The following is a 23,907-nucleotide window of genomic DNA, read 5'->3' on the forward strand; positions in this document are numbered from 1 at the left end:
GCGTGGTCGGCGCGGGCAGGGCGCCCACATTGCGGCCGTTTCACCAGCTCTTGCCGCCGCTTCGGGGAGGATGGCCGGTGCCGCGCGTAGCCCGCGCGCGGCGCGTCCCGCCCTCATCGAGACCGTCCATGGACACACGCCCTGTCGTCGTGGCGCCATTGCACAGGCCGCTGCACCCCTTGCACATGCTGCTGGTCACCAGCGCATTCCCGCTGTTTCTCGGCGCGCTGATGGCCGATATCGGCTACGCGCGCAGCTACGAGATCCAGTGGACCAATTTCGCGTCCTGGCTGCTGGTCGGCGCGATGGTGTTCGCGGTCATTGGCCTGGTCTGGGCGCTGGTCTCGCTGGCCACGCCGACCGCGCGCACGCGCACTCGGTTCCTCTATGTCGGCCTGCTGGCGCTGACCTGCGTGCTGGGCTTTCTCAATTCGCTGATCCACGCGATGGATGCGTGGCAGAAGATGCCGCAGGCACTGGTGTGGTCGACGCTGTGCGTGCTGTCGATCGCCGCGACCCTGTGGTTTGCACTGGGCGGCACGCTCCGCCGCCGGGAGGTCGTGGCATGAACATCCGGCATTCCCGATCGAAAACCGCCTTGCGTGTGCTGGTGCCCGCGCTGGCGTTCGTGCTCGCGTCCTGCAGCGGTACGCCGGACGAGACCTATGTCGGCCCGTCGCCCGACCTGCCCAAGCCGCAGCGCGGCCTGTTCCCGACGCTGAAGGTGTCGCTGCCGGCGCAATGGGGCGACGCGCGCCCGCAGGTGCCCGAGGGCTACGAGATCACGCCGATCGCCGACAACCTGCAGATTCCGCGACAGATGCTGGTGCTGCCCAACGGCGACATCCTGGTCGCCGAGGGCCGCGGCGGCCGCGCGCCCAAGCTCACGCCCAAGGACATCATTGCCGGCGTCATCAAGGGCCGCGGCAATACCCAAGTCGAAAGCGGCAACCGCATCACCTTGCTGCGCGACGGCGATGGCGACGGTGCCTACGAGAGTCGCTCGATCTTCGCCGAGGGCCTGGATGCGCCGTATGGCCTGGCCTTCGGCAACGATTCGATCTATGTCGCGACGCAGGATGCGCTGCTGCGCTTCGACTACACGCCCGGCGCGGTCAATGCCGCCGGGCCGCCGCAGGAGATCACCCGGCTCCCGGCGGCGATCAACCACCACTGGACCAAGTCGCTGGCGATCAGCCATGACGGTCGCTACCTGTTCGTGGGCATCGGCTCGGACAGCAACATCACCGAGCGCGGGCTGGCAGTGGAAGAGAACCGCGCGATGATCTGGCAGGTCGACGCGCAGACCGGCTTCCATCGCGTCTTCGCGACCGGCCTGCGCAACCCGACCGCGCTGGCGATGCAGCCGGGCATGGACCAACTGTGGGCGGTGGTCAACGAACGCGACGAGATCGGCGACGAGCTCGTACCCGACTATCTGACCAGCGTGCGCCCCGGCGGCTTCTACGGCTGGCCCTACAGCTACTGGGGGCAGCATGTAGATGAGCGGGTGCGGCCACAGAAACCGGACAAGGTCGCCAGCGCGATCGTGCCGGACTTCGCACTCGGCTCGCACGTCGCCGCGCTCGGCCTGGCGTTCTCGTCGCCCGCGATGGGCGCGCAGTTCGCCAACGGCGTGTTCGTCGGCCAGCACGGTAGCTGGAACCGCGATCCGCCGGTTGGCTACAAGGTCTCGTTCGTCCCGTTCCGCGACGGCCGTCCGTCGGGCGAGGCGATCGACTTCGCGACCGGCTTTCTCGGCGAGGACGGCAAGGCCCGTGGCCGCCCGGTGGGCGTGGCGGTGGACCCGCGCGGCGCGCTGCTGGTCGCCGATGACCTGGCCAACACCATCTGGCGGATCGTGCCGACCGGGGCAGCGGCGGCCACGGCCCCGGCCGCAACCTCCGCGCCCGCGGAGCCCCCATCTGCCGACGCGCCTGCGCCGGCATCACCGCCGCCCGCCGGCTGACGGCGCTTCACACACGATGACGGACGGGGCCTGCGGGGCCCGTCCTGCCGATTGCCTTGATTGCGCCGTGGCGGCTCAGCCCGCGTCGCGCGGGAGCTTGGCGACCACCTTGATCTCGAAATCGAAGCCGGCCAGCCAGGTCACACCGACCACGGTCGCAGTCGGGAACGGCGCCTGTCCCCAGTACTCGGGCACGATCGCCCACGCCTGCTCGAAGCGGGTCGCCGGGTCGACGACGAAGAACGTCACATCAATCACGTCGTCGAATGTGCAGCCGGCGGCATCGAGTACCGCATTGAGGTTCTCGAACGCCCGGTGCACCTGGCGTTCGAAGTCCGGCTCCGGCGATCCGTCCTCGCGGCTGCCGACTTGACCGGAGACGAACAGCAGGCCGTCGGCGCGGACTGCCGGCGAGTAACGATGGCGCTCGTACAGCGCATGGCGGTGAGCGGGAAACACGACATCGCGTGCGGTCATGGCGGTGCACCTTCCAGAACAGGACAGACCCCAGTGTGGTGGCCGCCGGCGGCGGGATAAACGCGCTGCGCTGTCCAGCACTGTTCGTAGAATCCGGACAATCCTTTCTGTGGGACGCCCGATGGACCGTTTCGATGCGATGCAGGCCTTCGCGCGCGTGGTGGAGACCGGCAGCTTCACCAAGGCCGCGGCCACGCTGCACATGAGCCGCACGACAGTGACGCAGTTGGTCCAGCAGTTGGAGGCGCGGCTGCGGGTGCGGTTGCTCAACCGCACCACGCGCCAGGTCAATGTGACTGCCGATGGCGCCGCCTATTACGACCGCGTGGTGCAATTGCTGGCCGACATGGATGATGCCGAGACCAGCCTGTCGAGCGCCGTCGCCGCGCCGCGCGGGCGGCTGCGCGTGGACGTGCCCAGCCCGTTCGCGCAGTTGGTGCTGGTGCCCGCGCTGCCGCAGTTCCATGCCCGCTACCCGGACATCCAGCTCGACCTCGGCGTCAGCGACCGCCGCGTCGACCTGATCGGCGAACACGTCGATTGCGTGGTGCGCGGTGGCACGATCACCGACCAGTCCCTGATCGCGCGGCACGTCGGCGACCTGCAGCTCGGTGTGTACGCCGCGCCCGCGTACTTGCAACGCATGGGCCTGCCGGCGCATCCGCGCGAGCTCGAGGACAGCGCGCACCGCATCGTCGGCTTCCTGTGGGCGCGCACCGGCAGGGCGCTGCCGTATGCGATGCGCCGCGGCGACGAACACCTGCAGGCGCAAGGGCGCTACGTGGTCGCACTCGACGACGGCAATGCCTACCTCGCCGCCGGCCTCGCCGGTCTGGGCGTGCTGTGGCTGCCCGACTACATGGCCAAAGCCCCGGCGGCGAGCGGCGCCCTGGTGCGCCTGTTCGAGGACTGGCAACTCGATCCGATGCCGATGCACATCGCATTCCCGCCCAATCGCCACGTCAGCGCGAAGGTGCGGGTGTTCATCGACTGGATCATCGCGCTGATGGCCGAGCACGCCCCGCTGGCGCGACAGCCACCCACCTGACGCCCACCGCACGCAGCATCACTCCCTCCCCCGCATGCGGGGGAGGGCTGGGGTGGGGGCGGCCTCCGCCCACACGCGGATTCGCGCCTCCTTGACGATTCGCTGGCGATCCTGCGGTGCCACACAACGGAGATTTGCATGATGATGCGCGCCTGCGGCCTCGGCCGCGTCCCGATCGCAGTGTGGGCCAACCGCCTCACGTCGGCTTCGCCCCTTGCCCGCGGCGCACGCCGCGCGGAGCGCTGAGCGATGGCGCGGCTCCGTCACACCGATTGGCCTGACCGGCTGTGGATCGTGCGGCATGGACAAAGTGCCGGCAATGTCGCGCGCGATGAGGCCGAGCTCGCACAGACCCATCTGATCGACATCGAGACCCGCGACGCCGACACCCCGCTCTCGGACCTCGGACATCGCCAGTCCGAAGCGCTGGCCGCCTGGTTCGCCGAGCTGCCGGCCGACGAACGCCCCAACGTGCTGCTGACCTCGCCGTTCGTCCGCGCCCAGCAGACCATCCATGCGGTGGCCGATGCACTGTGCATCGATCGCGCCGACATCGGCGTCGACGAGCGCCTGCGCGAGAAGGAGTTCGGCATTCTCGACCGCTACACCGTGGCCGGCATCCAGGCCACGTTCCCGGAGCTGGCGGCGCAGCGCGCGCAGGTCGGCAAGTTCTACTTCCGCCCGCCAGGCGGCGAAAGCTGGTGCGACGTGCTGCTGCGCCTGCGCAGCGTGACCGAGGTGTTGCGCCGCGACCATGTCGGCGAGCGCGTGCTGATCGTCGCCCATCAGGTCATCGTCAACTGCTTCCGCTATCTGCTCGAGTGCATGGACGAACAGCAGATCCTCGCCATCGACCGCGAGGCCGACGTGCCCAACTGTTCGATCACCGAGTACGCACTCGACCGCAACTGGCGCGACGCCCGCTTCGAGCTGAAGGTCGCGAACTTCGCGCTGCCGGTCGAGGCGGGTGGGGCGCCGGTGACCGACGCGGCCGACACCCCGGCCGGACCAAAATGACCGCACGCACGCCGCGCCGGCCTGCCGTGCGCCGGCTGACTGCGCCGCTGCTGCGTGCCTGGCCGTTGCCGGACCCTTCGGCTGGCGAGAGCAAGGAGGACCGCGGCCGCGTGCTGGCGATCGGCGGCAGTGTGCAGGTGCCAGGTGCCGTGCTGCTGGCCGGTCTGGCGGCGCTGCGTGCCGGCGCGGGCAAACTGCAGGTAGCGACCGTCGCCGAGGCCGCGCTGCCGCTGGCGATCGCAATGCCCGAGGCCAAGGTCATGGGGCTGCCGGGCACCCGGCACGGCGCGATCCGCGACCTCGGCCGCGACGTCGTCGACGCAGTCTGCAGCGCAGGCGCGGTGCTGGTCGGCCCCGGCATGGACTGCACCACGGCCACGCGACGCGTCGTCGCGGCGGTGCTCGAGGCGGCGGCATGCCCGGTCGTGCTCGACGCGGGTGCCTTGCAGTCCGACGTCGTGCGCGCAGTGCGGCGACGGGCCGGGCAGGGCGCGACGATCATGACGCCGCATATCGGTGAGATGGCCGGCATGCTGGACACCGATGCCGACGCGATTTCCGCCGACGCGCAAGCCGTCGCCCGCGATCACGCACGCGACTGGAACGTGGTGCTGGTGCTCAAGGGCCCGACCACCACCATTGCCGCGCCCGACGGCCGCATCTGGATCAACACCACCGGCAGCGCAGGTCTCGGCACATCGGGCTCGGGCGATGTCCTCGCCGGTCTCATCGCCGGCCTTCTCGCGCGCGGCGCGGCGCCCGAACAGGCTGCCGCCTGGGGCGTGCACCTGCATGCCCGCGCGGGCGCACGGCTCTCGCGGCGGCGGGGCCTGGTCGGTTTCCTCGCCCGCGAAATCGGCGACGAGATTCCCGCGCTGATGCAGCGGCTGTAACCGGGCAGGAAGCAGGCGCGATTCGTCGCCATTGCGCGATGCCGCGTGAGCAAAGGCGCAGCGGGGCGCTGGGCATCGCCGCGTTGCAGCAGAACTCAGCACAGCGGCCCGGCCGGAATCAGCATCGGTCCGATGGGCCTGGCCGGCGGCCGGTTGCAGGCTGGGCTTGTCATCCAGGCAGGAGCAAGGCAATGCCGATCATCGACACCAACAAGAAGGCCACCACCGCCCGCAACAGCGCGATCAGCGAACGGCACAGCGAGAAGCAGAAAGGCATCGCAAAGTGGAGGTCGTACCTCAACCGCAACAACACCAATCCGGACCTGTATGTCCTGGCCGGCGCTGTCGTCGTGCGCCTGGATCACTTTGAACCGAGCACCGACGACGGCCCGGGCACGGTCTACAAGGACAAGAGCGGCTATTACTACGGCGAAATCGTGCCGCCGAGCGACCAGGGCGGCGACGACATCCCCCCGCAGCCCGACCGCGGCATGCCGCCGTCCTCGGACGACGAGGACGACTAATGCCCCCAACGAAGTCGTCGTCAGAACACCCGCGGCTATCCGCCATCAGCGCGCCTATCCACTCCCTCCCCCGCACGCGGGGGAGGGCTGGGGTGGGGGCGAGCGTGCCTCAGAACGACCCGTGGATGTCCGTCACCACGACGACCTTCTCATTGACGAACTCCGTCAATCCCAGGTCGATCAGCTCGTGGCCATAGCCCGAGTTCTTGACGCCGCCGAACGGGATATCGGCTTTCACGCCGGTGGGCTGGTTGATGTAGACCATCCCGGTCTCCAGCCGCGCGGCCACGCGCTTGGCGCGCTCGGTGTCCTGGCTGAAGACCGAACCGCCCAGGCCGTAGGGCGAGTCGTTCGCCAGCTGGATCGCCGCGTCCTCGTCAGCCACGCGGTAGACCTGGCTCACCGGTCCGAAGAACTCGGTGCGATAGGCCGGGTTGTCGGCGGTGATGCCGGTCAGCAGCGTCGGCTGGTAGAACGCCCCCTGCGTGGGCACCGGCGCACCCAGCGTCTCGGCCTTGGCGCCGTTGGCGATCGCTTCTTCGACCTGCCGCGCCAGCCCGTCGCGCGCGCTCTGCGAGGACAGCGGCGCCAACGTCGTGGCCGGGTCCATCGGGTCGCCGGCCTGCAGCGCGGCCACGCCGGCGCGGTAGTGCTCGAGGAACTGCTCGTACACCGGCGCCTCGACGATGATGCGCTTGGACGACACACACACCTGGCCGGCGTTCCAGTGGCGGCCGAACACCGCCCACTTCGCGGCTTGTGCCACGTCGGCATCCGACAGCACGATGAACGCATCGGCGCCGCCCAGTTCCAGCGTGCTCTTCTTCATGTACTTGCCCGCCAGCGCCGCCACCGCCGAGCCCGCGCGCTCGCTGCCGGTCAGCGCCACACCGCGCACGCGTGGGTCGGCGACCACGCGCTCCACGTTGTCATGCGAGACGAACAGGTTGGTCAGCAGCCCGTCCGGCGCGCCGGCGTCGCGGAACAACTGCGCCATCGCCAGCGCCGATTGCGGCACATTGGCCGCGTGCTTGAGCACGATCGCGTTGCCCGCGGTCGCCTGCGGCGCGGTGATGCGGATCACCTGGTAGAACGGGAAGTTCCACGGCTCCACCGCGAACAGCACGCCCAGCGGCTCCTTGACCAACTGCACGTCGGTCTCGCCGAAGCCTTCGGCGGGCAGGTAGCGCGGGCCCATCGCCTTGGCGCCGTGCTGGACGTAGTAGTCAAGGATCTTGGCGCACAGCTCGACCTCGGCCTCGGCCTCGCCGATCAGCTTGCCCATCTCCAGGGTCAGGATCTGCGCGAACGCACGCGGCTTGGCGCGCAGCAGTTCGGCGGCGCGGCGCAACACCTGTGCACGCTGCTCGAACGAGGTCTCGCGCCAGCGCAGGAACGCGGCGTGCGCGCGGCCGACGGCCGCGTCGATCTCAGCCGGCGTGGCCTCCTCGAACGTCTTGACGGTCTCGCCGGTGTAGGGATTGGTGGTCGCAAATGCCATGGGTGTCTCCTTCGCAGGGATGGGCAGCTCGTGGACACAACAGGCAGGGAGAGCTGTCCAAGGAGACCCTGCGTCGGCGGCGTCGCGATGCAAGCGGCTGCGTCCGGTCCACAGCACGTTGGGGCGAACCGGCGGGGTGCCAATGCGACACGATGCCGCGGGCGCAGAACGATGCGTGCCGCACGCAGGCGTGCCGCCGGCGGGAAGATCTGCACAAGACGGCGGCCAGCGCGTGTCCGCTGTACGCCGGTGTCCTACGATGCCCGCCCGCTCGTCCACGACTGGGTCATGTCCGCCCGACCATCTGCCACGTCGCCCCGTAGCGCCCGCTTCGCGAGCGCCGATTCGCCTGACGTCGCCGCCGCCCGGCTGGCTACCGGGGTACGGCGACGCGGCATCCTGCCGCCACGCGAGGAGGTCATGATCGGCCGCGTCTCCGCGGGCCGGGTCGTACTCGAGCGCCACGTCCCACGCACGCGCAGCGCCTTCAAGCCGGTGTTCGTCGGCAGGTTCGAACCCGCGGGCACCGGCAGCGTGCTCGTCGGCCGCTTCGCGATGCACTGGAGCGTGCGCGCCTTCCTCGCGTTCTGGTTCGGCTTCGCCTTGCTTTGGACGGGCGGTGCCGTCTTGCAGGTGATCGCCGGAACGCCACGCGCCTGGCTGTTGCTGCCGGTGGGCGGCGTGTTGGGGCTGATCGGCGCCGGTCTCGTCGCATTCGGCCGGAGCCTGGCGCAGACCGACGTCGCCTGGCTGTCGGCCCGCATCGCCGCCGCGCTCGACAGCCCGCCCGATCGCTGATGCGACTAAGGCGTCTGGGCTTCCGGCGCCAGGGTGTGCACCACTTTGCCCTGCGCATCGAGGAACTCGATGGCGCCATAGCCTTCCGGCGTGACGGTCAAGCGCAGCCGGGTCCGGTCTTGCGCATCGCTCAGGGCGATCGCCGGCGTGCCATCGGCGGCCACGCGCATCTCGATCCGCGTGGGGACCTGCACGCCCGGCACCAGCTTGTTGTCCAACGCGGGTTCGCGGATCGGCGGCGGTGCCTGGTTGATCGAGAACCGGACGTCGCCATCAGGCGACACCCGCCAGCCGATCGCATCCATGGCCGGATGATCCAGTGCGAGCACCGCCATCCCCCCATCGATATCGGCGGTTCCCAAGCCGCCGCGCTCGCTGCCGGTCTCGTCGTACAGCACCATGCCCGCCACGTTGAACGCGCGCTTGTACTGGATGCCGTCGATGATCGGCGCCGGGGTCTGCCCCGAAAGCGTCATGCGGATCACGCCCTTGTCATCCACGATGTCGATGCGCCGTGCAGTGATGCGCTCGCTGTCGGGCGTGTCCACCCGCGTCTGCGGAGACCGATCGACGATCAGGCGCTGCAACTGCTCGGCCGAGGGGCGCTTGGGGGCGTCCGTGGAGTCGGCCCATGCATCGGCGCCCAGGAGTGCGGCCATGGCGATGGCGAACTGTCCGATCTGCTTCATCTGATCCCCTTCGTGGCGAGTGTTGTCCGCAACAGGTGCTTGCCGCACCGAGTGCCTACCAGAACGGCACGCGGACGCGCCAAGATGGCACTGTCCGCGACCGGGGCCGCGGCGCAGTCGGCGGTGCGCGCAGTAGACCACAGCGCAGGCCGTCGGGATCGAATGCGCCTCCGGCCGATGCGCGTCCACGGGGCGTCGGCGGCAAGACAGCAGCGGCGCGACCGGCGGCGACCGCGCCGCGCGCCTACAATGGCGCTCCTCTCCAGATGGCCTGCGCATGGCGCCCAACGCGACGATCTACCGGCTGGAACTGCAGGTCAGCGACATGGACCGGCATTACTACGCCGAACACAACCTCACGCTCGCCCAGCATCCGTCGGAGACCCCGAACCGGCTGATGGTGCGGCTGATCGCGTTCGCGTTGTACGCGCACGAGCGGCTGGAGTTCGGCCGCGGCCTGAGCAACGACGAAGAGCCCGACCTGTGGCTGCGCGATTACACCGGCGACACCGAGCAATGGATCGACCTCGGTCAGCCCGATGAAAGCCGCATCCGCAAGGCCTGCGCCCGGGCGCGCAGCGTCGTCGTGGTGAACTACAGCGGCGGCAGCGCCGAGATCTGGTGGAGCAAGCAGGCCGCCGCGCTCGCGCGGCTGAAGAACCTGACCGTCCTCGATCTCGACCCGGCCGACGTCGAGGCCGCTGTCGGCCTGCTGGAGCGCGGCATGCGCCTGACCGCGATGATCCAAGATGGCGAACTGCAGCTGATGAGCGACCGCGCCAGCGTCGCGCTGACGCCGCGGGTACGGATGGCGCCGACCGGGTAGGGCGCACGTCGGGTTCGGAACGAACGCGGGCGGCATCTCCCGCATGCCAACACGCCGGTGACGCAGAGCCTGGGCAACGGGTGCGAAGCGGACTGTTCGTCCTTCTCCGAGTTCATGCTCGACGCGATTGAGACGAGTCTTCAGGAGGCCATCCAACCAGAGACGCCGGGGAAAACGCCGGGGAAAACGACGGACCGCATCCTGGACGTGTTGGCCAAGGCGCCGACACTGTCGTTTCTCGAGATCCGCCCGGCTCGGCAAGTCCGAACATGCCGTTGAACGCGCCATTCGCACGCTGCGCGATGCCGGGCGTCTGGCCAGGATCGGCCCGGCCAAGGGCGGGTGCTGGCAGGTGTTGTCCTAGCGGCGAGCGTGGCATTTCGAATGCGCTCGGCCGGCGAACCGCAACCGCTGCGCCGTCGATAGGCACTCGCGCTGACCCCAGGGCAGGCACCACCGCCGAACAGCTCCCATCTTGCCTACCGCGCCGCGACGCCGCTGGCCCTGCTGCCACCGCGCCGGGTCCAGCCTTGCACCGGCAGCGCAAACGCCAGTAACACCAGCAGCGCGGGCACGAAGCTGCCCGGGCCCAGGCGTTCGAGCAGTAATCCGCCGATCAGGCCGCCGCCGGCGATCGCCGTGTTCCATGCCGGGCGGACGGCGGCGTTCCACCTGCTCTGGCCGGCAAGCCGGCATCCCGCACCGAAGGTCCGCGCGCTGGTCGACTTCCTCGGCGCACGGCTGTTTCCTGCGACCGTGCCTGGTCACGATGCCAGCCTGTCCCCCGCGAGGGACGCAACGTGATGCATTCCACCTCCCGTACGTGACCATCATCACTTAATCTTCACTACAGGTCGGGCAGCCGCTGCCGATACGAGACATCCGGGCAATGCGACACCGCGTCGCAGACCGGGGAGGGCGATCGACGGCGGCGCGCCGGTCGGCCAGGGAGCGCCAGCGCGCCAGTGTCTTGCTGGGGACCTGTCCATGTCGCATCGCGCCCGTTCGCATTCGTTGCTGTTGCCGTGGCTGCTCGCTGCCGTGGGCCCCTCGCTGGCCGCCGACCCGGCCACCGCCGCATCCTGCACGACGCCGGACGACCTGCCGGCCTGCGTCGCCGACCTCACCTCGCGCGACCCGGCCGCGGCCCTGCGCATCGGCGAGCCCGCCTGGCAGGCGAGCGTGGCCGCTGCGCCGGATGTCGCGCTGGGCCTGGTGCTGGTCGACGCCGCGAGTGCCGCCGGCCGACGCGATGCCGTGATCGAGATCGGCAGCGCGCTGCGCACCGGCGCGCACCTGACGCCCGAGCAGACGCTGCGCCTGCTCAAGAAGCTCAACGGCGCCATCGGGCAGGCCCGCGATGCCGCGCGCATCGCCGAACTCGAAACCGAGACCGCGCGGCTGGAAACTCGTCTCGGCGGCGAGCAGGACCTTGCCGAACTGTGGCGGCAGCTCGCCGCGTCCTACTACAACATGGGCGCGCAGGACGACGCCTTGCGCGTGGCGCGCATCGCGCTGTTGAAGGTGCCCACGCACCCGCACCTGGTGGAATACAACGCCAACCAGATCGTCTTCATCATTTCCGCCCAGCAAGGCCGCATGCCCGAGGCGATCGAGGCCTTGCTGGAGGTCGAGCGCGTGGGCAAGGCGCTCAACCGCCCGGCCGACCCGGCCTTGCTCCAGAACGCCACCGGCGTGTTCGTCTACGCCCAGGACTGGCCCAAGGCCATCGAGTACGGCCGTCGCGCGCTGGCCGCCTACGACGCCAAGCCCCGGCCCGGCCTGCCGCGTGCCGAGATCCTCAGCAACCTCGGCTCGGCCTACGAAGGCGCCACCCGCCTGGGCCAGGCCGAAGCGCTCTACCGCCAAGCGCTCGACAGCGCCCGCGCCGAGGGCGCCTCGCCCGTCGCCGCCCTCAACAACCTGGCCAACGTGCTGCGTCGCCTCAATCGTCCGCGTGAAGCATTGCCGCTGCTGCGCGAGGCCGCGGACGCGATCGAAGGGGCCGGCGACAACGGCGATGCCGCGATCGTCTACTCCAACATCGGCGCCGCCCATGCGGACCTGGGCGAACACGAGGCTGCGGCCGTCGCGTTCGAGCGCTCGCGTGCACTGTTCGCCCAGTCCGACAACGTGCCGCGCCGGCTGGAGCTCTACCCGCGCATGATCGACACCCTCGATGTGCTGGGCCGCCACCGCGAGGCGCTTGCGCTGATGCGCGAATACAAGGCACTCAACGACGCATCGGTGAACGTCGAATCGCGCACGCGCATCGCCGAACTCGAATCGGCCATCGGCCTGGCCCGCAAGGAGAGCGAACTGGCCGCCGTCGAGCGTGCCCGCGCCGACGAACAGGTCGCCTTTGCCGCGCTGCAGACCAGCGAACAGCGCCAGCGCAGCATCGTCTACGGCCTGCTGGCGGCCCTACTGGCGCTGGGCACCTTCGTCGTACTGAAGCTGCGCGAAGGCCGCCGCCGCCGTCAAGCCAACGCCGAACTCGCCCGCAAGAATGTCGAGATCGAGGCCCAACACCGCGAACTCGAACTGCTCAACGCCGCGATCCGCCGCCAGAGCGAGGAAGACGCATTGACCGGCCTGCGCAATCGCCGCTACGTGCAGACCTGGTTGGACACGCGCGTCGCCGCCCAGACACAAGGTCAAGTGCAGGCACCGATGCTCGTCGCGCTGCTCGATCTCGACCACTTCAAGCGCGTCAACGACCTGCACGGCCACGAAGGCGGCGACCACGCCCTGATGCACCTGGGCGACATCCTGTGCGACTGCGGCCGCACCGGCGACGTCATCGCCCGCTGGGGCGGCGAGGAGTTCCTGTGGATCTGCCCCGGCAGCACGTTGGCTGACGCGCCCGCGCTGTTCCGCCGCCTGCGCGAACGCCTGCAGGCCGAACCGCTGGTGCGCCCCACCGGCACCGTCGTGCTCAGCGTCTCGATGGGCGCCAGCCTATTTCCCGCCCACCCCAGCCGCAGCGGCGACTGGCCGCTGAGCCTGCGTATCGCCGATGCCGCGCTGTATCGCGCCAAGCACGAAGGCCGCGGCCGCTGGGTGGGCTATGCCGTTGCCGGCGACGGCCCGCTGCTGGCCGACGACGAACTCGACCTGGCCGTGGACCTGCTGGAAACGCGGGGGCGGCTGCGCCTGGTGGGGGATGTGGCGCCTATGACGGTGTAACGGGGCGGGCAGGGCGGACGATGCAAGGCTGCTGTCACGCCGAGGTGTAGGCCACGCCTCTCCTTTGCTGATTGCAAGCGCGCTCGACTTGCAGCTTCACGCTCAACGCCGTCGGTGTCTCGGTTGTCATCGTACCTGTGACCCTGAGGCCATATACGGTCTGAAACGCACGCAGCGCCGTTTGGATCCCGAGTCTGACGAATGCGACCGGTGCGAACTGTGGGACCGGTGTGAACGATGGCTTCGATGGCCTGCATGGAGGTTGTCGAGCCCGGCGTTGAGCGATGAGCTCAATACAGTCGAATACTTGGCATCAGCGGCGACGAGTCCAGCAGGTCTGTCGGGCGCTGTGGGGGGCTTTGGCGCAAAGGCGCTTGTAGATTCGGCCCATAAATAGTGTGGGCGATCTGCCGCCCGTGGTGTCCACTGCGTCATGGAGAACGAAGGCGCACGCCGACTTAGCCCGTCAGAGCAACACGAACGTCGCCGGCAGGTCATCCGCAGCTGGAAGCGGGGCATCAACAAAAGGCTGATTGGCCGTGATGTTGGCTGAGCTACTCAGCGGTCCGCAAGATCATCGACCGGTACGAAGCTGGTGGGCCGAAGTCGCTGGTACGGCGCACACGCGGGCGCAAGGCAGGCGAGCAACGCAGGTTGAGCACCGGGCAGGAAGAGCACATCCAACGGCTGATCTGCGAGCGTCGGCCCGAGCAGCTGAAGATGGTTTTCGCGCTGTGGAGCCGGCCTGCGGTGAAGTATCTGGCGTATTGGGGATTCACGCCACAGAAGCCGATTCGGCGTGCTTATGAGCAATCGCCGCAGGCGGTGAGGGTTTGGCTGGACGATGAATATCCGGCCATCGCCAAGCGCGCGAAGGCCGAGAGTACCGAGATTCACTGGGGCGACGAGACGGGGTTGGAGGATAGGCGTGGCGCTTGCGTGTAGTGAGTTTGGAGACCGCGCGCCTCTTGGCAGCCAGCGGCTTTGCAGGCAACCTGTGTGCATGACGATGAGCGAGTTCGAGATCCACCGTGTCGAGCGGCTGCTGGCCGGTCTCGTGGAACGCAAACGCCCGCCACCGCATCTCCGCCCGCAGTTGGACCTGGCCTGGCGGCGCGAGGGGCATCGGTTCGAGGTGTTCGAAGTGCGGGCGCGCTGGCAAGGCGCTCCGGGCGAGACCATCGAGAACCCTGTGGCCCGTACTACCTGGGTCAAGAGCCGCCGGCTCTGGCGGCTTTACTGGATGCGTGCCGACGGGAAATGGCATCGCTACGACCCCTTACCCGAGGCCAGGACCCTGGAGGCAGTGCTCGAGGAAATCGAGGCCGACCGCTTCGGATGCTTCTGGGGGTGAAGCGGAGCCTCGTTTGGCGCGGCGTGTCGGCATCGCGCGACCACCATGGTCTGAAACGCCGATAGCGGCGTCATGGCGCGCTCCTGCGCTCGTGGTGGCGCCTCAGCGCGGTTTGCGCTTGCGGCCACGGCCGGGGCGCTGCGTGTCCAGCCCCAAGCCGCCCGACAGACCGAACAAGGTTTCGAACTGTGCCAACTCGGCTGCAGCCTCCCGTTCCTCGGCGCGGAAACGCGCCTGCAGTCTGCGGGTCAACATGTCCACGCGCCGCGCATCGCCGAGTGCATCGATCTCGTCCTGGATTTCCTGGCACCACTGCCGGCACTGGGCGATGCGCATCCGCAAGGCACGTTCCAGCTCGCTGCGGCGAGGCCGGGCACCGATCAGGTCCATCTCCATCGCCACCGGATACAGCAGGGCGTCGAGCTCGCCGTCCAGGGCCTGCGCCTGATCGCGCAGGACCGCGTTGTAGTGCTTGAGCCGCGCTGGCGGCAGCGCGGCCATGTGCGCCGCGTCGATCTGCTCGATCTGCAGTTGCAGGGTCAACAGCTGCAGCAGATCGTTGGCGCGGTAGGCGCGGTTGACTTGCTGCATCAGCTCGGTTTTGCGCGCACGTTGCGCAGGATCGGGCTCTCGGTCGGGATGCAGGCTGGTGATCAGCTTGCGGAAGAGCTCCTTGACCGACTGGCTGGCTTCGCGCTCGGCCTGTGCCCGACGCTCGGCGGCCGCCCGCGTGCGTCCGTCGACCGGCTCGGCTTCCTGCTGCTCGGCCTCGCGCTCGCGTAGCCGCGCCTGGACGTGTTCGAACAGGCTCTGCGCGTCCTCACCCTCGTGGCCATCGACCACGTCATCGCCCAAGAGCCCGCCCAGCATCGTTTCGGCCATCGCCTTCTCGAATACCCGGTCATGGTCGCGCAGTGCCTCGATGTCGTCGCCGGTGTGCTTGCGCAGCAGTGCGGCCAGTTCCGCCTCGTCCGGGCCGTCGTGGATCTGGAGCAGTTCGAGCGCGCGCTCGCCGAGGTAGGTGCGCAGGGTGTCGCGCTGCGCCTTGCGCAACTGCGGCTGTGCATCGGATGCGAGTGCGGCGTCCAGGCGGCGTACCAGCTCGACCTCGGCCGCGTACTGCTGCCGCCGCAGCGGCGCGTACTCATCGGTCATGCGCTCGGCATAGGTGTCCAGCCACGCCCGCCAGTCGGTGAGTTCGGTGCGCTTGCGTTCGATCTGCCCGACCAGGCGCGCGAAGGTCTTTTGCTCGCGCGTGGGAGCCGGGCCGGGCGTGGCGAGCGCGACCAGTGCATGGCCACTCGAGTGGGGCGATGCGGCCGCGCCGTGCGATGCCTTGGCCGATGCTGTCGCCTGTGGCTTGGACGGCTCAGGCCCCGGCGCCGCAGCGGCGCGTCCGGATGGCGGCAGCAGCGCATCGTTGGCGTAGCGGCCCTGCGCACGCAACTGCGACAGTGTGGTGGTGTAGCTGCGGCGCAAGTCCGGGCCGAGCCAGGCGCTGCTCAACAGCAGCGAATCGCAGACCAGGATGCCGCGATAGGGCAGTACCGCCGTCTCGACGAATAAGCCGGAACCGCCGGTGATGTCGCGCAGCCGTTGGGTCAGGCCGAGCACACCGTAGGCGACATCGCCTTCTGGATCGATGAAAATCGAATGGCTGCGCGTGTCGCGCAGGTAGACCCAGCGCTGAACGTGCAGCGCTCGCATTGCGTGCAGCAACTCGGCGTCCAGCGCCGTGCCGGCCTTGCGCAGCGTCTTGATCGCGGTCTCGAGCAACGCCGGCTCGCGGACCAGACGCGCGCGCGCATCGACCAGATGCTGGTGGAAGGCATCGCCGTCGGGCGGCGGCCCGCCGATCTGCAGCAGGACCGCCTTGTAAGTCTGGATGAACGTCTGGGCCGAGGCCGGATCGAGCATCAGCGGTTGCGAGGCGGCGCGGGTCGTGTTCGCAGACCGTTCCGCGCTCGGGGCCTTCGCCGCGTTCTCAGTGACCGACGGCAGCTTCCAGCGCCGCGCAAGCTTGACCAGTGCGGCATTGATCGCCTCGACATCGCAGGCATCCGGGTCGAACCCCTCGCCGAGCCATTCGCGCAGATCGTCGTGATCCTCGTGATCGGGATCAGCCAGCGCATCGCGCAAGTGCGCATAACCTGGCGGGCCGCCGCAGTCTTCCGGCGGGCAGGCGCCCGTCGCGCCCAGGCAATGCAAGGCGACCGTGGTCGGTGCAGGCGCGTCCACGGCCTCGACCACGATCGCGTGTTGCCAATCGTCGCCGAAATCGTAGCAATACCCGAACCGGCTGCCGGCATGCGGCGCGATCTGCGACAGCGTGTGCGCCGCCTCGCTCAGCGGCGGTGGGCCGAAACCGAAGGTTTGCAGGCGCGGGCCGAAGCGCTGGCGATGGCGCCCCTTGCCAACAGAGAACTCGTGCAGATGTTCGTCCTGCCAGCCCATTACGACCTGGATGACGGTGTGCAGCCGGGCCAGCGACAGATCGGCGGGCACCAGACAGATGCGTTCGACAGGCGGCGCCACATGGTTGAGGCGGAGACGCAAGCGGTAGAGCGGTGCGGACATCGGAGCGGCGGAAGGATGCGAAGCGATGTGGAGGGACAGCATACTGCCGCCTCGGGCGGTGGGGGCAGCCCGGCCTGGGTGAGGGCCGGGCTGCTCCAACGTCGATGGCGCAGGGGACCCGTCCCGCGAGGTTATGGCTCGGTGTCGGTCGCGATATCGAGCCGGACATTTGCCGGAGGGCGTCAAGCGCCGCGTCGGCTCTGCGCCCCTATGCAGGACGAACAACGATCTGCATTTGTTGCGCTCGCTACTTGTCAGATGCCTGGGCTGCATCGAGCTTGTGCTGCAGGCGCTCCCTGACGGCATCCGGGTGGCCTCAAGCAGCTACGCGCCGACATGGGGGACGATCGGCGGCTGTGGTCGCGTACTGAGGGGGGGGCAGGGCGTCCGCCTCGTGCCTCAGCGCGCGACAGGCGTCGCCGTCACCTCGATGGCGGCATCGCCCTGCAGCCGCGCCACGACCTCGGCCGCGCGCGTGGGTTCGTAAGCGATCGCGACGAAGCGCAGCACCGCCCCGGTGCCCGTGCGTTCGAGCGACGGCGCTGCGTAGGCGCCGCCCAGCGCGGCGATGGCCTCGATGTCGGCTGCATTGCGCGGGTGCACCGCCTTCCCATCGACGGCATCGGCGAAGCGCGCCACCACGTCCGCCCACCAGTCCGTCGGTGCGTCCGCACCGCAGGTCGAGAGCAACCGGGCCAGCCCCGCGGCGTCGCCTGCCGCCACGACCGTGCCGTCGGGCAGCGTGGCGAGCGCCCGCTCAGGCGCATCGAAACGGTCCTTGGCGAGCGCGGTGTGGAACTGGCAGCCGGCATGGTCGAGCCGCGTGTTGCGCAGGATCTCGATGTCCTCGCCGTGCGTGCCCGCAGCCGTGGCCGCCTCGAGCAAGGCATCGTGTCGGTCGGTGTGGTCCATGGTCGTATCCCGTGCGCAGGCGGTGGTGGCGAGCGCCAGGAGCAGGGCGGAGCCGAGCATCCTGGCCATATCAGGCGGGGTCATGCGTTGTCGATATTGCCGGGCGGCACCGGCGCATCACCGGTGGGATCGGCGTACTGCGAGGACGGCAGATCCACCTGGTCCTGAATGTACTGCTTGAGCTCGTCATGCGTCGCATTCTCCGGCACCGGCACGCCGGTCATCAATGACAACTGCTCGGCGAACTTCAATGCCTCCTCGGGGCTGCTGTCGATCGCGGCCTCCGACCTTGCGCGGTAGCCGCCGGTGATCTGGTTCTGCCAGCGGTCCATCGCCTCGGCGTTCGTCGGCTCGCGCCCGAACTCCGCCTTGAAGCCCGTGTACCAGGCCCGGTACTCCTGCTCCAGGTATTCGAAGGTGTTGGAGACGCGGTCGCCGGCCAGGATGTGGTTCACCTCGTGGGCGACCGTGTGCAGCACCACGTGCTTGGAGTTGTAGGTCTCGTTCAGCGGTCCATTGCCGGCGTTGACCATGTTGGCGTTGAACGTGATCGTGCCGTTGCCGGCCGTCCCGTACAGGCCGAAATTGGAGTTGATGTCGCCTTTGTAGCTGTCGTCCCAGGCGAACACGATGTCCGAATCGGGCGAAAGCACATGGTCGAGCGTATTCGCGTTGATCTGCGCATCGCCCGCATCGTTCTGCGAGATGTACGCGATCGCCTTGAGCGTGCGCTGCTTGTCGTCGAGGTCGAAACCCTGGAACCAGTCCTTCGCCAGCAGCCGTTCGATGTTCGCCACCGAGCGTCCGTCGGGATAGTTGGCCGCTTGACTCAACACCGCCGTCTGCTCGGCAGCGCCCAGGCCCTGGAAGTCCCCGCTTTCGAGCAGGGACTTCAGCGCGCCTGGCAGGGCGGTGTCATCGGCGCCACGCCCCTCCAGCGCCGTACGCACCAGCCGCTGGTCGGACGCCGACAACGCCTGATACTCGGGCGACTGCAACACCGCGAACTCGGTGAGCTTGGCCTGCTGCTGCGCCGGAGGCAGTGCCTGGAAGGCCGGATCGCCGATCAGCGCCTGCAGGTCGCGTGCCACATCGGCTTGGGCGCCGCCATCGCGCAGCGCCTCCACGACCAGCGCCCGCTGCTCTGGCGATAGCGCCTGGAACGCCGGGCTGGACTGGAGCGCGGTCACGGCCTCCCAGGCATCGCCATCCATGCCGGCCAGCACCTCGCCGACGGGCCGGCCCTCGGTGCCGGACTGCAGCAGCCGGAGTGTGTCTTTGACCTCAGCCGGTACTCCCGGATCAGCGAGGGCCGCCTCGATGTCCCGCGCGCCGATCTCCCCGTCGCGCGCGCCCTGCACGAACGGATTCCACGACCCGCCGCGGCCGGCTGCCGTGTCCAGCAACTCGTCGTAGTACTCGCCCGACGCAATGGTTTCCAGCGCTGCTTCCAGGTCCTCACGGCTGATCCGGCCATCGGCGCCGCCCTTGCCGGCGCCGACATCGAGGAAGTTGCGCGACACCTCGCTGTCGAGCAGAAACTGCGCCGCATCGCGCAGGTCCTGCGGCGCGTCGGCATCCTGCGCAATGCGTTCAAGGTCTCCCTCGCGGATATTGCCGCCGCCGAAGACACTCAACAGGCCCGTGCGCCCGTCAAGCACCTGGTCGTAGTGGGTGAGCAGGGTGTTGGTGGCGGACTGGAGGGTGGTCATGACACGGCGTTTCCATACGGGATGTTGTGACGCTATGCCGATAGCTGGCCCGATGAAAGCTGGGGCGTGTCCCAGGGGATCGCCATCCCAGACATAGCGTGAATGGGCCGGGTTGAAAAAGCCGTGTCCAGCGCGGATGATGCATCGCAATTGCAACGCAAGGTGCCGCATGAAGACTGCCACCCTCCCATCTCTGCGTGTCGACCCCGCACTCCGCCAAGCGGCGGAAGCCGTGCTGCAGGAGGGCGAGACGCTCTCGAGCTTTGTCGAACAATCGGTACGCGCCCAGGTCCAGTTGCGGCAGCAGCAGGACGCCTTCATTGCCCGCGGCCTGGCTGCGCGTGAGAGCGCACGACGCTCCGGAAAATACGCCTCCGCGCACGACGTTCTTGAAAGCCTGAAGAACCGATTGGACCAAGCTCGGGGAGTTTGATTCTTGGCGTTCGACGTTCGTTTCACGGAAGAGGCGCAAGACGACCTTGAGCGCCTCTACGACTGGCTGCTGCAACGCGCAGACGGTGACTTCACTACGGCCGAGCGTGCGCTGCAGGTGATTCGGGACGGCATGTCAGTGCTGGCAGTCGCGCCGCTCGCATGTCGAAAGGCGACCGCCCATGATCCCTTTCTACGCGAGCTAGTTATCGGTTTTGGCGCCAGTGGCTATGTGTTGCTGTTCGAAGTGGAAGACAGCCGGACTGTGACCGTGCTGGCGGTGCGCCACCAGCGGGAAGACGATTACCATTGAGTGGTATCGTGACGCGTGCGTATTACAACCTCACGCTCAACGCTGTCAGTGTCTCGGTCGTCATCGTGCCTGTGACGTTGAGACCGTAGGCAGCCTGAAACGCACGCAGCGCGGCTTGCGTCTTGGTGCTCATCACGCCGTCAATTGCGCCTGGGTCGTAGTTGCGAGAGAAGAGCGCAGCTTGGACACGCATGATCAGCATGCTCAGGTCTTCAGCATTCCGCCGCGGCGCCTGAGTCTGCAGAGTTGCCGGGCTCAAGCTGGTGCTCGTGGATTGGGTGCTTCGTGATTCGTCGAGTGGTCTCACCTGACTCGGTGTAGGCGTTGGCCGTGGCGGGGGGGTGTAAGTCGACGGTGGCGTGTAGGAGCGGTAGGAACTGCCCGAGCCTGACGAATGCGACCGGTGTGAACTGTGGGATCGATGTGAACTGTGGCTCCGATGGCCTGCGTAGAGGTTGTCGAGCCCAGCGTTGAGTGATGAGCTCAATACAGTCGAATACTTGGCATCCGCGGCGGCGAGTTCCAGCAGGTTTGTCGGGTGCTGCGGGGGTTCCGGCGAAAAGGCGCCTAATGCGCCGCTGGTGAGGATGAGAGCAGTGGACATCAGGCGGCCTCCAAGTTGAGTTCAATTGGGGTAATTGCTCGGCTCGTCCATTGGGGCGTTACCCAGGAGAAGAAGCCACCGCAACGATGCTTCACGGCGCACGCGGCACAAGCATCGAGGTAGTCGTTCTTCCAATTGGAGATGCTTTGGCGTGCAAATGACCAAAGCGACTTTGGAATAATGCACAAGGGCAGGTTGTAGAGCGAGACATCCAGTCCGCGATGGCTCAGGGCATCTACTGCACCTTGCAGTTGCGCGCTGTAGTCGGCCGGATCTGCCCAGAGTGCTGCGTGATGCGCCTTGGCAAAGCCGATCGGCTCGATGCCCATCAGCGCAACATGCTCGACGAACGGAAGATTGCGAAGAATGAAGCGAACGAGCGCCTCCAGACGCTCGAGCGATGGCTTCACCAGTACGATGCGGATCTCGATGCGTTGCCTGGCGGCCTCGAGTGCATACAGACCACGCAATGTTTGTGCGAATGCGCCCTCACTCTGGACCACATAGTCGTGCAAGGCGTAGTGGTCACCATATAGAGGGATGCCCCAGGTCAAGTGAGGGTGGATGCCCTCGAACTGCTTAGCGAGATCGGTGCTACCGAGAAGACGACCATTGGAAAGTACGTGCAAGTGGGTATCGGGGAGGCCCCCCGAGCACTTGGCTACAACACTGGCAAGACCATCGCCCAGCAGTGTCGGCTCTCCACCGCTGATGGCCAGCGATGGCTCAGTGGCATCGATGAGATCTACCAGATCGCAAAGATGCTGGATCCGCCAATCATCCTCGACTTGGCGCGGCGGCTGGGAACACATCAGGCAGTAGCTGTTGCAGCGCTCGGTGGCGAACAACACATTGCCGTTGTCACCACGGCGATAGCGTACAGCGGCGCGTTGACGGTAGGGATCGAGCTCAAGGACGTCGCCGGGCTTGGCGATGGCGCTGTCACCTTGCAGTGCCGCCACCGGACGCCCAGACGACCAGGGCTGCGCGAGCATGCCGTCTGGAACGACGTCCTCCCATGGATGGGCGCCAATGAGTGCGCCCCATCGTAGGTCGAGAAGTTCAGGCGTCATCGCATCCCTGGGAAGCGATCTCAGGTCCAAGGCCATCCGCTCAAGTGGGTACTGGCCCTCGGCGAGTTCGGTTAGGCCAGCGAGCTTGACGAGCAGCGGACTCGTCAGGCCGGTAATCTCAGCTCTGGTTTCAAGCGGCAGCATCGAGTGCGTCCTGTGCTTCGTGGCTACCGGTATTCCCGAAAGCCCAGCTTTCCAGCACATGGCGGTCCGTGGAATCTGCGGATTCGTAGCGTTGCAGCAGCAAATCGAACATCCCCATCTGTCGCTGGCAGAAGTCGCTTGTTGGGCGGTGGCCGGTGGTGTCACCCTGACGTGCATAGTGCTCAATGGGGTCTGCGCCGCACATCGGGACATAGGCGCACTCGCTGCAAGTAGGCAGTGATTCGGCAACGCCAGCAGCCATCAGGCTTGCCATGGCGGGTGAAGCCAACCAGTCGCTCACCGGCTGACCGACGTGGCCGAGCGCGAACGAGGTATCTCCCATGGCAGCCAACATGCGCGCCTCGTCGGATGGGTAGACCCGTCCATCGTAGTCGTAGATGACGGCGCCAAAGCCTCCGCCTGTAGGCGAGCGCAAGTCCACATAGCCGTGGCCAAAAGGGCCAAGAAGCTGCGAGAGCAGCAAGCTGGCAAACGTCTCATCCATGACGTAGCCGGAGCGATTGACTGCCAGCAGGTGCTCCAGCGCCTGCCTGTAGAACGCAAGATAAGTCGCTGTGCTGTAGCCATTGCGCTCGCGGGTCTTTGCGGCAAAGCCGTAGGGGCTCAGCGGACGCAGTGAGATGGAATGGAGGCCCAGCTTCCGATACTCGTCGATGATGGCTTCAGGCGCTTCAAGGCTGCGACGGGTCAGTGTGGTCAGCGCCGACACCGCATCATCCCCCAGCACTTTGCGGCCGCGCGCCATGCCCTCGACCGTACGCCGGTAGCTATCGCGCTCCGGCCTTGGACGATTGGCGTTGTGGAGCCACTCTGGACCATCGAGCGAGGTCGAGAGTTTGAAACGGTGCTCTTGGAGAAACGCCAGCTGGGCGTCGGTGAGGTCGTGCAAGGTGGAGGCCAGAACAAAACGTAATGCGCGCTTCTCGAAAATATTGCGCGCCACGATTCGCTCGGTAATGGCACGCACCTGGTCGAAATTGAGTAGGGGCTCCCCACCTTGGAACTCGATGGTCAACTCGCGCGAAGGCCATTCGAACAGGCGCTCTACCGCGAGACTGGCGGATTTCTGGTCAAGATCGAAGTCTGTCGCCGAGGTCTGTTGACGGGATACTTGGCAATAGTTGCAAGTGTGGTGACATCGCAGCGAGACCACGAAGATGTGAAGCGCCGGGCCTCCGAACAAGTAGGACTTCCGTGTCCGGTATTGGCTTAGTAACGGGGCAAACGTGCTGCGCTGGGGATCGATCACCGCTAGGTGACGCGCCTGTAGGTCGGCCAGCAAGGGGTCATGCACGTCCAGCGCGTGGTTGACGAACCGATCAAATTCGTCGCGGGGCATCATCAGCCAGTCGCCCGCCAGCGATGAGACGAACACGCGGTCGCGATCCCACGGAAGGCGACGAAAACGAAGCGGAAGCAGCCGGTAGCTCTGGGTAGAACCAGTAAACGAGTCTGGGAGGCGAAACTTCATGGCCTGCCATCCGTGCGCCGCGGCATCGCTTCGCGTAGCGCTGCACGGATCAGTTCCGCATGTAGATCGCACGTCTCTTCGCGAACAGATTGCCGCAGCCGTTCGTCCAGCGCGTCGTCCCGAAATCGGGCTTCCAAGTCAGACGGCCGCTCGACGCCGGCACGCGGTGTGAGCGCCACGCCTATCTCGTCCGCAGTGCTATGGACGGAAACGTGAAAGAAATTCGTATAGCGATGCGCCGTGCGCGCGATGATCTCGTCGCCGAAGAGACCGCGGTCAAACCGGATCGTGGAGCTGTCCATCGCTCATCCCCTGTGCCGCCCCCCGCGGCTTAGGAACTGTGCGCTAGGTCGCGATTTTGCG

The 23,907-nt window shown here is 67.5% G+C and carries 22 protein-coding genes and 1 pseudogene; 13 read left to right on the forward strand and 10 right to left on the reverse strand.

The window, feature by feature from the left end:
- Positions 1-128 precede the first annotated feature (128 nt).
- Positions 129-569, forward strand: coding sequence for a DUF2231 domain-containing protein (locus tag ABE488_RS05500; RefSeq protein ID WP_346447417.1), 441 nt, complete (start codon positions 129-131; stop codon positions 567-569).
- The gene (locus tag ABE488_RS05505; protein WP_346447418.1) at positions 566-1,969 is read left to right on the forward strand and encodes a sorbosone dehydrogenase family protein; all 1,404 of its coding nucleotides are present in this window, start codon (positions 566-568) and stop codon (positions 1,967-1,969) included. Before ABE488_RS05500 ends, ABE488_RS05505 begins: the two co-directional genes overlap by 4 nt.
- Positions 1,970-2,044: 75 nt before the next feature.
- On the opposite strand, the gene ABE488_RS05510 is transcribed toward ABE488_RS05505, so the two are convergent.
- Positions 2,045-2,446: a RidA family protein gene (locus ABE488_RS05510; RefSeq protein ID WP_346442152.1), complete on the reverse strand. Its 402-nt coding sequence runs from the start codon at positions 2,444-2,446 to the stop codon at positions 2,045-2,047.
- Positions 2,447-2,567: 121 nt separating this feature from the next.
- On the opposite strand from ABE488_RS05510, the gene ABE488_RS05515 reads away from it, so the two are divergent.
- The 4 genes from ABE488_RS05515 (at position 2,568) to ABE488_RS05530 (ending at position 5,928) form a co-directional block, all read left to right on the forward strand.
- Entirely contained in the window at positions 2,568-3,494 is a 927-nt protein-coding gene (locus ABE488_RS05515) for a LysR family transcriptional regulator (RefSeq protein ID WP_346442151.1), read from the forward strand.
- Between the two features lie 249 nt (positions 3,495-3,743).
- The gene (locus tag ABE488_RS05520) at positions 3,744-4,511 is read left to right on the forward strand and encodes a histidine phosphatase family protein (protein ID WP_346442150.1); all 768 of its coding nucleotides are present in this window, start codon (positions 3,744-3,746) and stop codon (positions 4,509-4,511) included.
- Positions 4,508-5,404 (forward strand): NAD(P)H-hydrate dehydratase, encoded by an 897-nt coding sequence (locus tag ABE488_RS05525; protein ID WP_346447419.1) that lies wholly within the window; start codon positions 4,508-4,510, stop codon positions 5,402-5,404. Before ABE488_RS05520 ends, ABE488_RS05525 begins: the two co-directional genes overlap by 4 nt.
- Before the next feature lie 191 nt (positions 5,405-5,595).
- Positions 5,596-5,928 carry a hypothetical protein gene (locus ABE488_RS05530; RefSeq protein ID WP_346447420.1) on the forward strand — a complete coding sequence of 111 codons (333 nt, stop codon included), beginning with the start codon at positions 5,596-5,598 and terminating at the stop codon, positions 5,926-5,928.
- Between the two features lie 109 nt (positions 5,929-6,037).
- On the opposite strand, the gene ABE488_RS05535 is transcribed toward ABE488_RS05530, so the two are convergent.
- On the reverse strand, positions 6,038-7,429 hold the full coding sequence (locus tag ABE488_RS05535) for an NAD-dependent succinate-semialdehyde dehydrogenase (RefSeq protein WP_346447421.1): 1,392 nt from the start codon (positions 7,427-7,429) through the stop codon (positions 6,038-6,040).
- 288 nt (positions 7,430-7,717) lie between these two features.
- Between ABE488_RS05535 and ABE488_RS05540 the strand changes: the two genes are divergently transcribed.
- Positions 7,718-8,227: a hypothetical protein gene (locus ABE488_RS05540; protein WP_346447422.1), complete on the forward strand. Its 510-nt coding sequence runs from the start codon at positions 7,718-7,720 to the stop codon at positions 8,225-8,227.
- A gap of 5 nt (positions 8,228-8,232) precedes the next feature.
- Here ABE488_RS05540 and ABE488_RS05545 read toward each other — a convergent pair whose 3' ends face one another.
- The gene (locus tag ABE488_RS05545; protein WP_346442145.1) at positions 8,233-8,916 is read right to left on the reverse strand and encodes a hypothetical protein; all 684 of its coding nucleotides are present in this window, start codon (positions 8,914-8,916) and stop codon (positions 8,233-8,235) included.
- 277 nt (positions 8,917-9,193) lie between these two features.
- On the opposite strand from ABE488_RS05545, the gene ABE488_RS05550 reads away from it, so the two are divergent.
- The 4 genes and pseudogenes from ABE488_RS05550 to ABE488_RS05565 all read left to right on the forward strand — a co-directional run bounded on the left by ABE488_RS05550 (position 9,194) and on the right by ABE488_RS05565 (position 14,285).
- On the forward strand, positions 9,194-9,742 hold the full coding sequence (locus tag ABE488_RS05550) for a YaeQ family protein (RefSeq protein WP_346442144.1): 549 nt from the start codon (positions 9,194-9,196) through the stop codon (positions 9,740-9,742).
- A gap of 987 nt (positions 9,743-10,729) precedes the next feature.
- A complete protein-coding gene (locus ABE488_RS05555; protein ID WP_346442143.1) occupies positions 10,730-12,931 on the forward strand; it encodes a tetratricopeptide repeat-containing diguanylate cyclase in 2,202 nt (733 codons plus the stop codon).
- Positions 12,932-13,364: 433 nt separating this feature from the next.
- Positions 13,365-13,864: pseudogene (locus ABE488_RS05560) on the forward strand (winged helix-turn-helix domain-containing protein); the annotation flags it as partial.
- A gap of 76 nt (positions 13,865-13,940) precedes the next feature.
- Positions 13,941-14,285 (forward strand): DUF3024 domain-containing protein, encoded by a 345-nt coding sequence (locus ABE488_RS05565; RefSeq protein WP_346442142.1) that lies wholly within the window; start codon positions 13,941-13,943, stop codon positions 14,283-14,285.
- 102 nt (positions 14,286-14,387) lie between these two features.
- On the opposite strand, the gene ABE488_RS05570 is transcribed toward ABE488_RS05565, so the two are convergent.
- The 3 genes from ABE488_RS05570 to ABE488_RS05580 form a co-directional block, all read right to left on the reverse strand.
- Positions 14,388-16,862, reverse strand: a complete 2,475-nt coding sequence (locus tag ABE488_RS05570; protein ID WP_346447423.1) for a hypothetical protein — start codon at positions 16,860-16,862, stop codon at positions 14,388-14,390.
- A 399-nt stretch (positions 16,863-17,261) separates the two neighbouring features.
- Complete coding sequence (locus ABE488_RS05575; protein ID WP_346447424.1) at positions 17,262-17,834, reverse strand: hypothetical protein; 573 nt, start codon at positions 17,832-17,834, stop codon at positions 17,262-17,264.
- Positions 17,835-17,854: 20 nt separating this feature from the next.
- Positions 17,855-19,486 carry a hypothetical protein gene (locus ABE488_RS05580; RefSeq protein WP_346447425.1) on the reverse strand — a complete coding sequence of 544 codons (1,632 nt, stop codon included), beginning with the start codon at positions 19,484-19,486 and terminating at the stop codon, positions 17,855-17,857.
- 169 nt (positions 19,487-19,655) lie between these two features.
- On the opposite strand from ABE488_RS05580, the gene ABE488_RS05585 reads away from it, so the two are divergent.
- Positions 19,656-19,919, forward strand: coding sequence for a YlcI/YnfO family protein (locus tag ABE488_RS05585; RefSeq protein WP_346447426.1), 264 nt, complete (start codon positions 19,656-19,658; stop codon positions 19,917-19,919).
- A 3-nt stretch (positions 19,920-19,922) separates the two neighbouring features.
- Positions 19,923-20,231, forward strand: coding sequence for a type II toxin-antitoxin system RelE/ParE family toxin (locus ABE488_RS05590; protein WP_346447427.1), 309 nt, complete (start codon positions 19,923-19,925; stop codon positions 20,229-20,231).
- A 22-nt stretch (positions 20,232-20,253) separates the two neighbouring features.
- On the opposite strand, the gene hxsA is transcribed toward ABE488_RS05590, so the two are convergent.
- Genes hxsA through ABE488_RS05610 form a run of 4 tightly spaced genes read right to left on the reverse strand, consistent with a single transcriptional unit; the run spans position 20,254 to position 23,846 of the window.
- On the reverse strand, positions 20,254-20,835 hold the full coding sequence (hxsA, locus tag ABE488_RS05595) for a His-Xaa-Ser repeat protein HxsA (protein ID WP_346447428.1): 582 nt from the start codon (positions 20,833-20,835) through the stop codon (positions 20,254-20,256).
- Entirely contained in the window at positions 20,835-22,052 is a 1,218-nt protein-coding gene (gene hxsC, locus ABE488_RS05600) for a His-Xaa-Ser system radical SAM maturase HxsC (protein WP_346447429.1), read from the reverse strand. Before hxsC ends, hxsA begins: the two co-directional genes overlap by 1 nt.
- Positions 22,039-23,544: a His-Xaa-Ser system radical SAM maturase HxsB gene (gene hxsB, locus ABE488_RS05605; RefSeq protein WP_346447430.1), complete on the reverse strand. Its 1,506-nt coding sequence runs from the start codon at positions 23,542-23,544 to the stop codon at positions 22,039-22,041. The genes hxsC and hxsB overlap by 14 nt, the downstream gene beginning before the upstream one ends.
- Positions 23,541-23,846 (reverse strand): hypothetical protein, encoded by a 306-nt coding sequence (locus tag ABE488_RS05610; RefSeq protein ID WP_346447431.1) that lies wholly within the window; start codon positions 23,844-23,846, stop codon positions 23,541-23,543. The genes hxsB and ABE488_RS05610 overlap by 4 nt, the downstream gene beginning before the upstream one ends.
- Positions 23,847-23,907 lie beyond the last annotated feature (61 nt).

It is taken from the genome of Luteimonas sp. TWI662 (assembly GCF_039673825.1).
GTDB lineage: Bacteria > Pseudomonadota > Gammaproteobacteria > Xanthomonadales > Xanthomonadaceae > Luteimonas.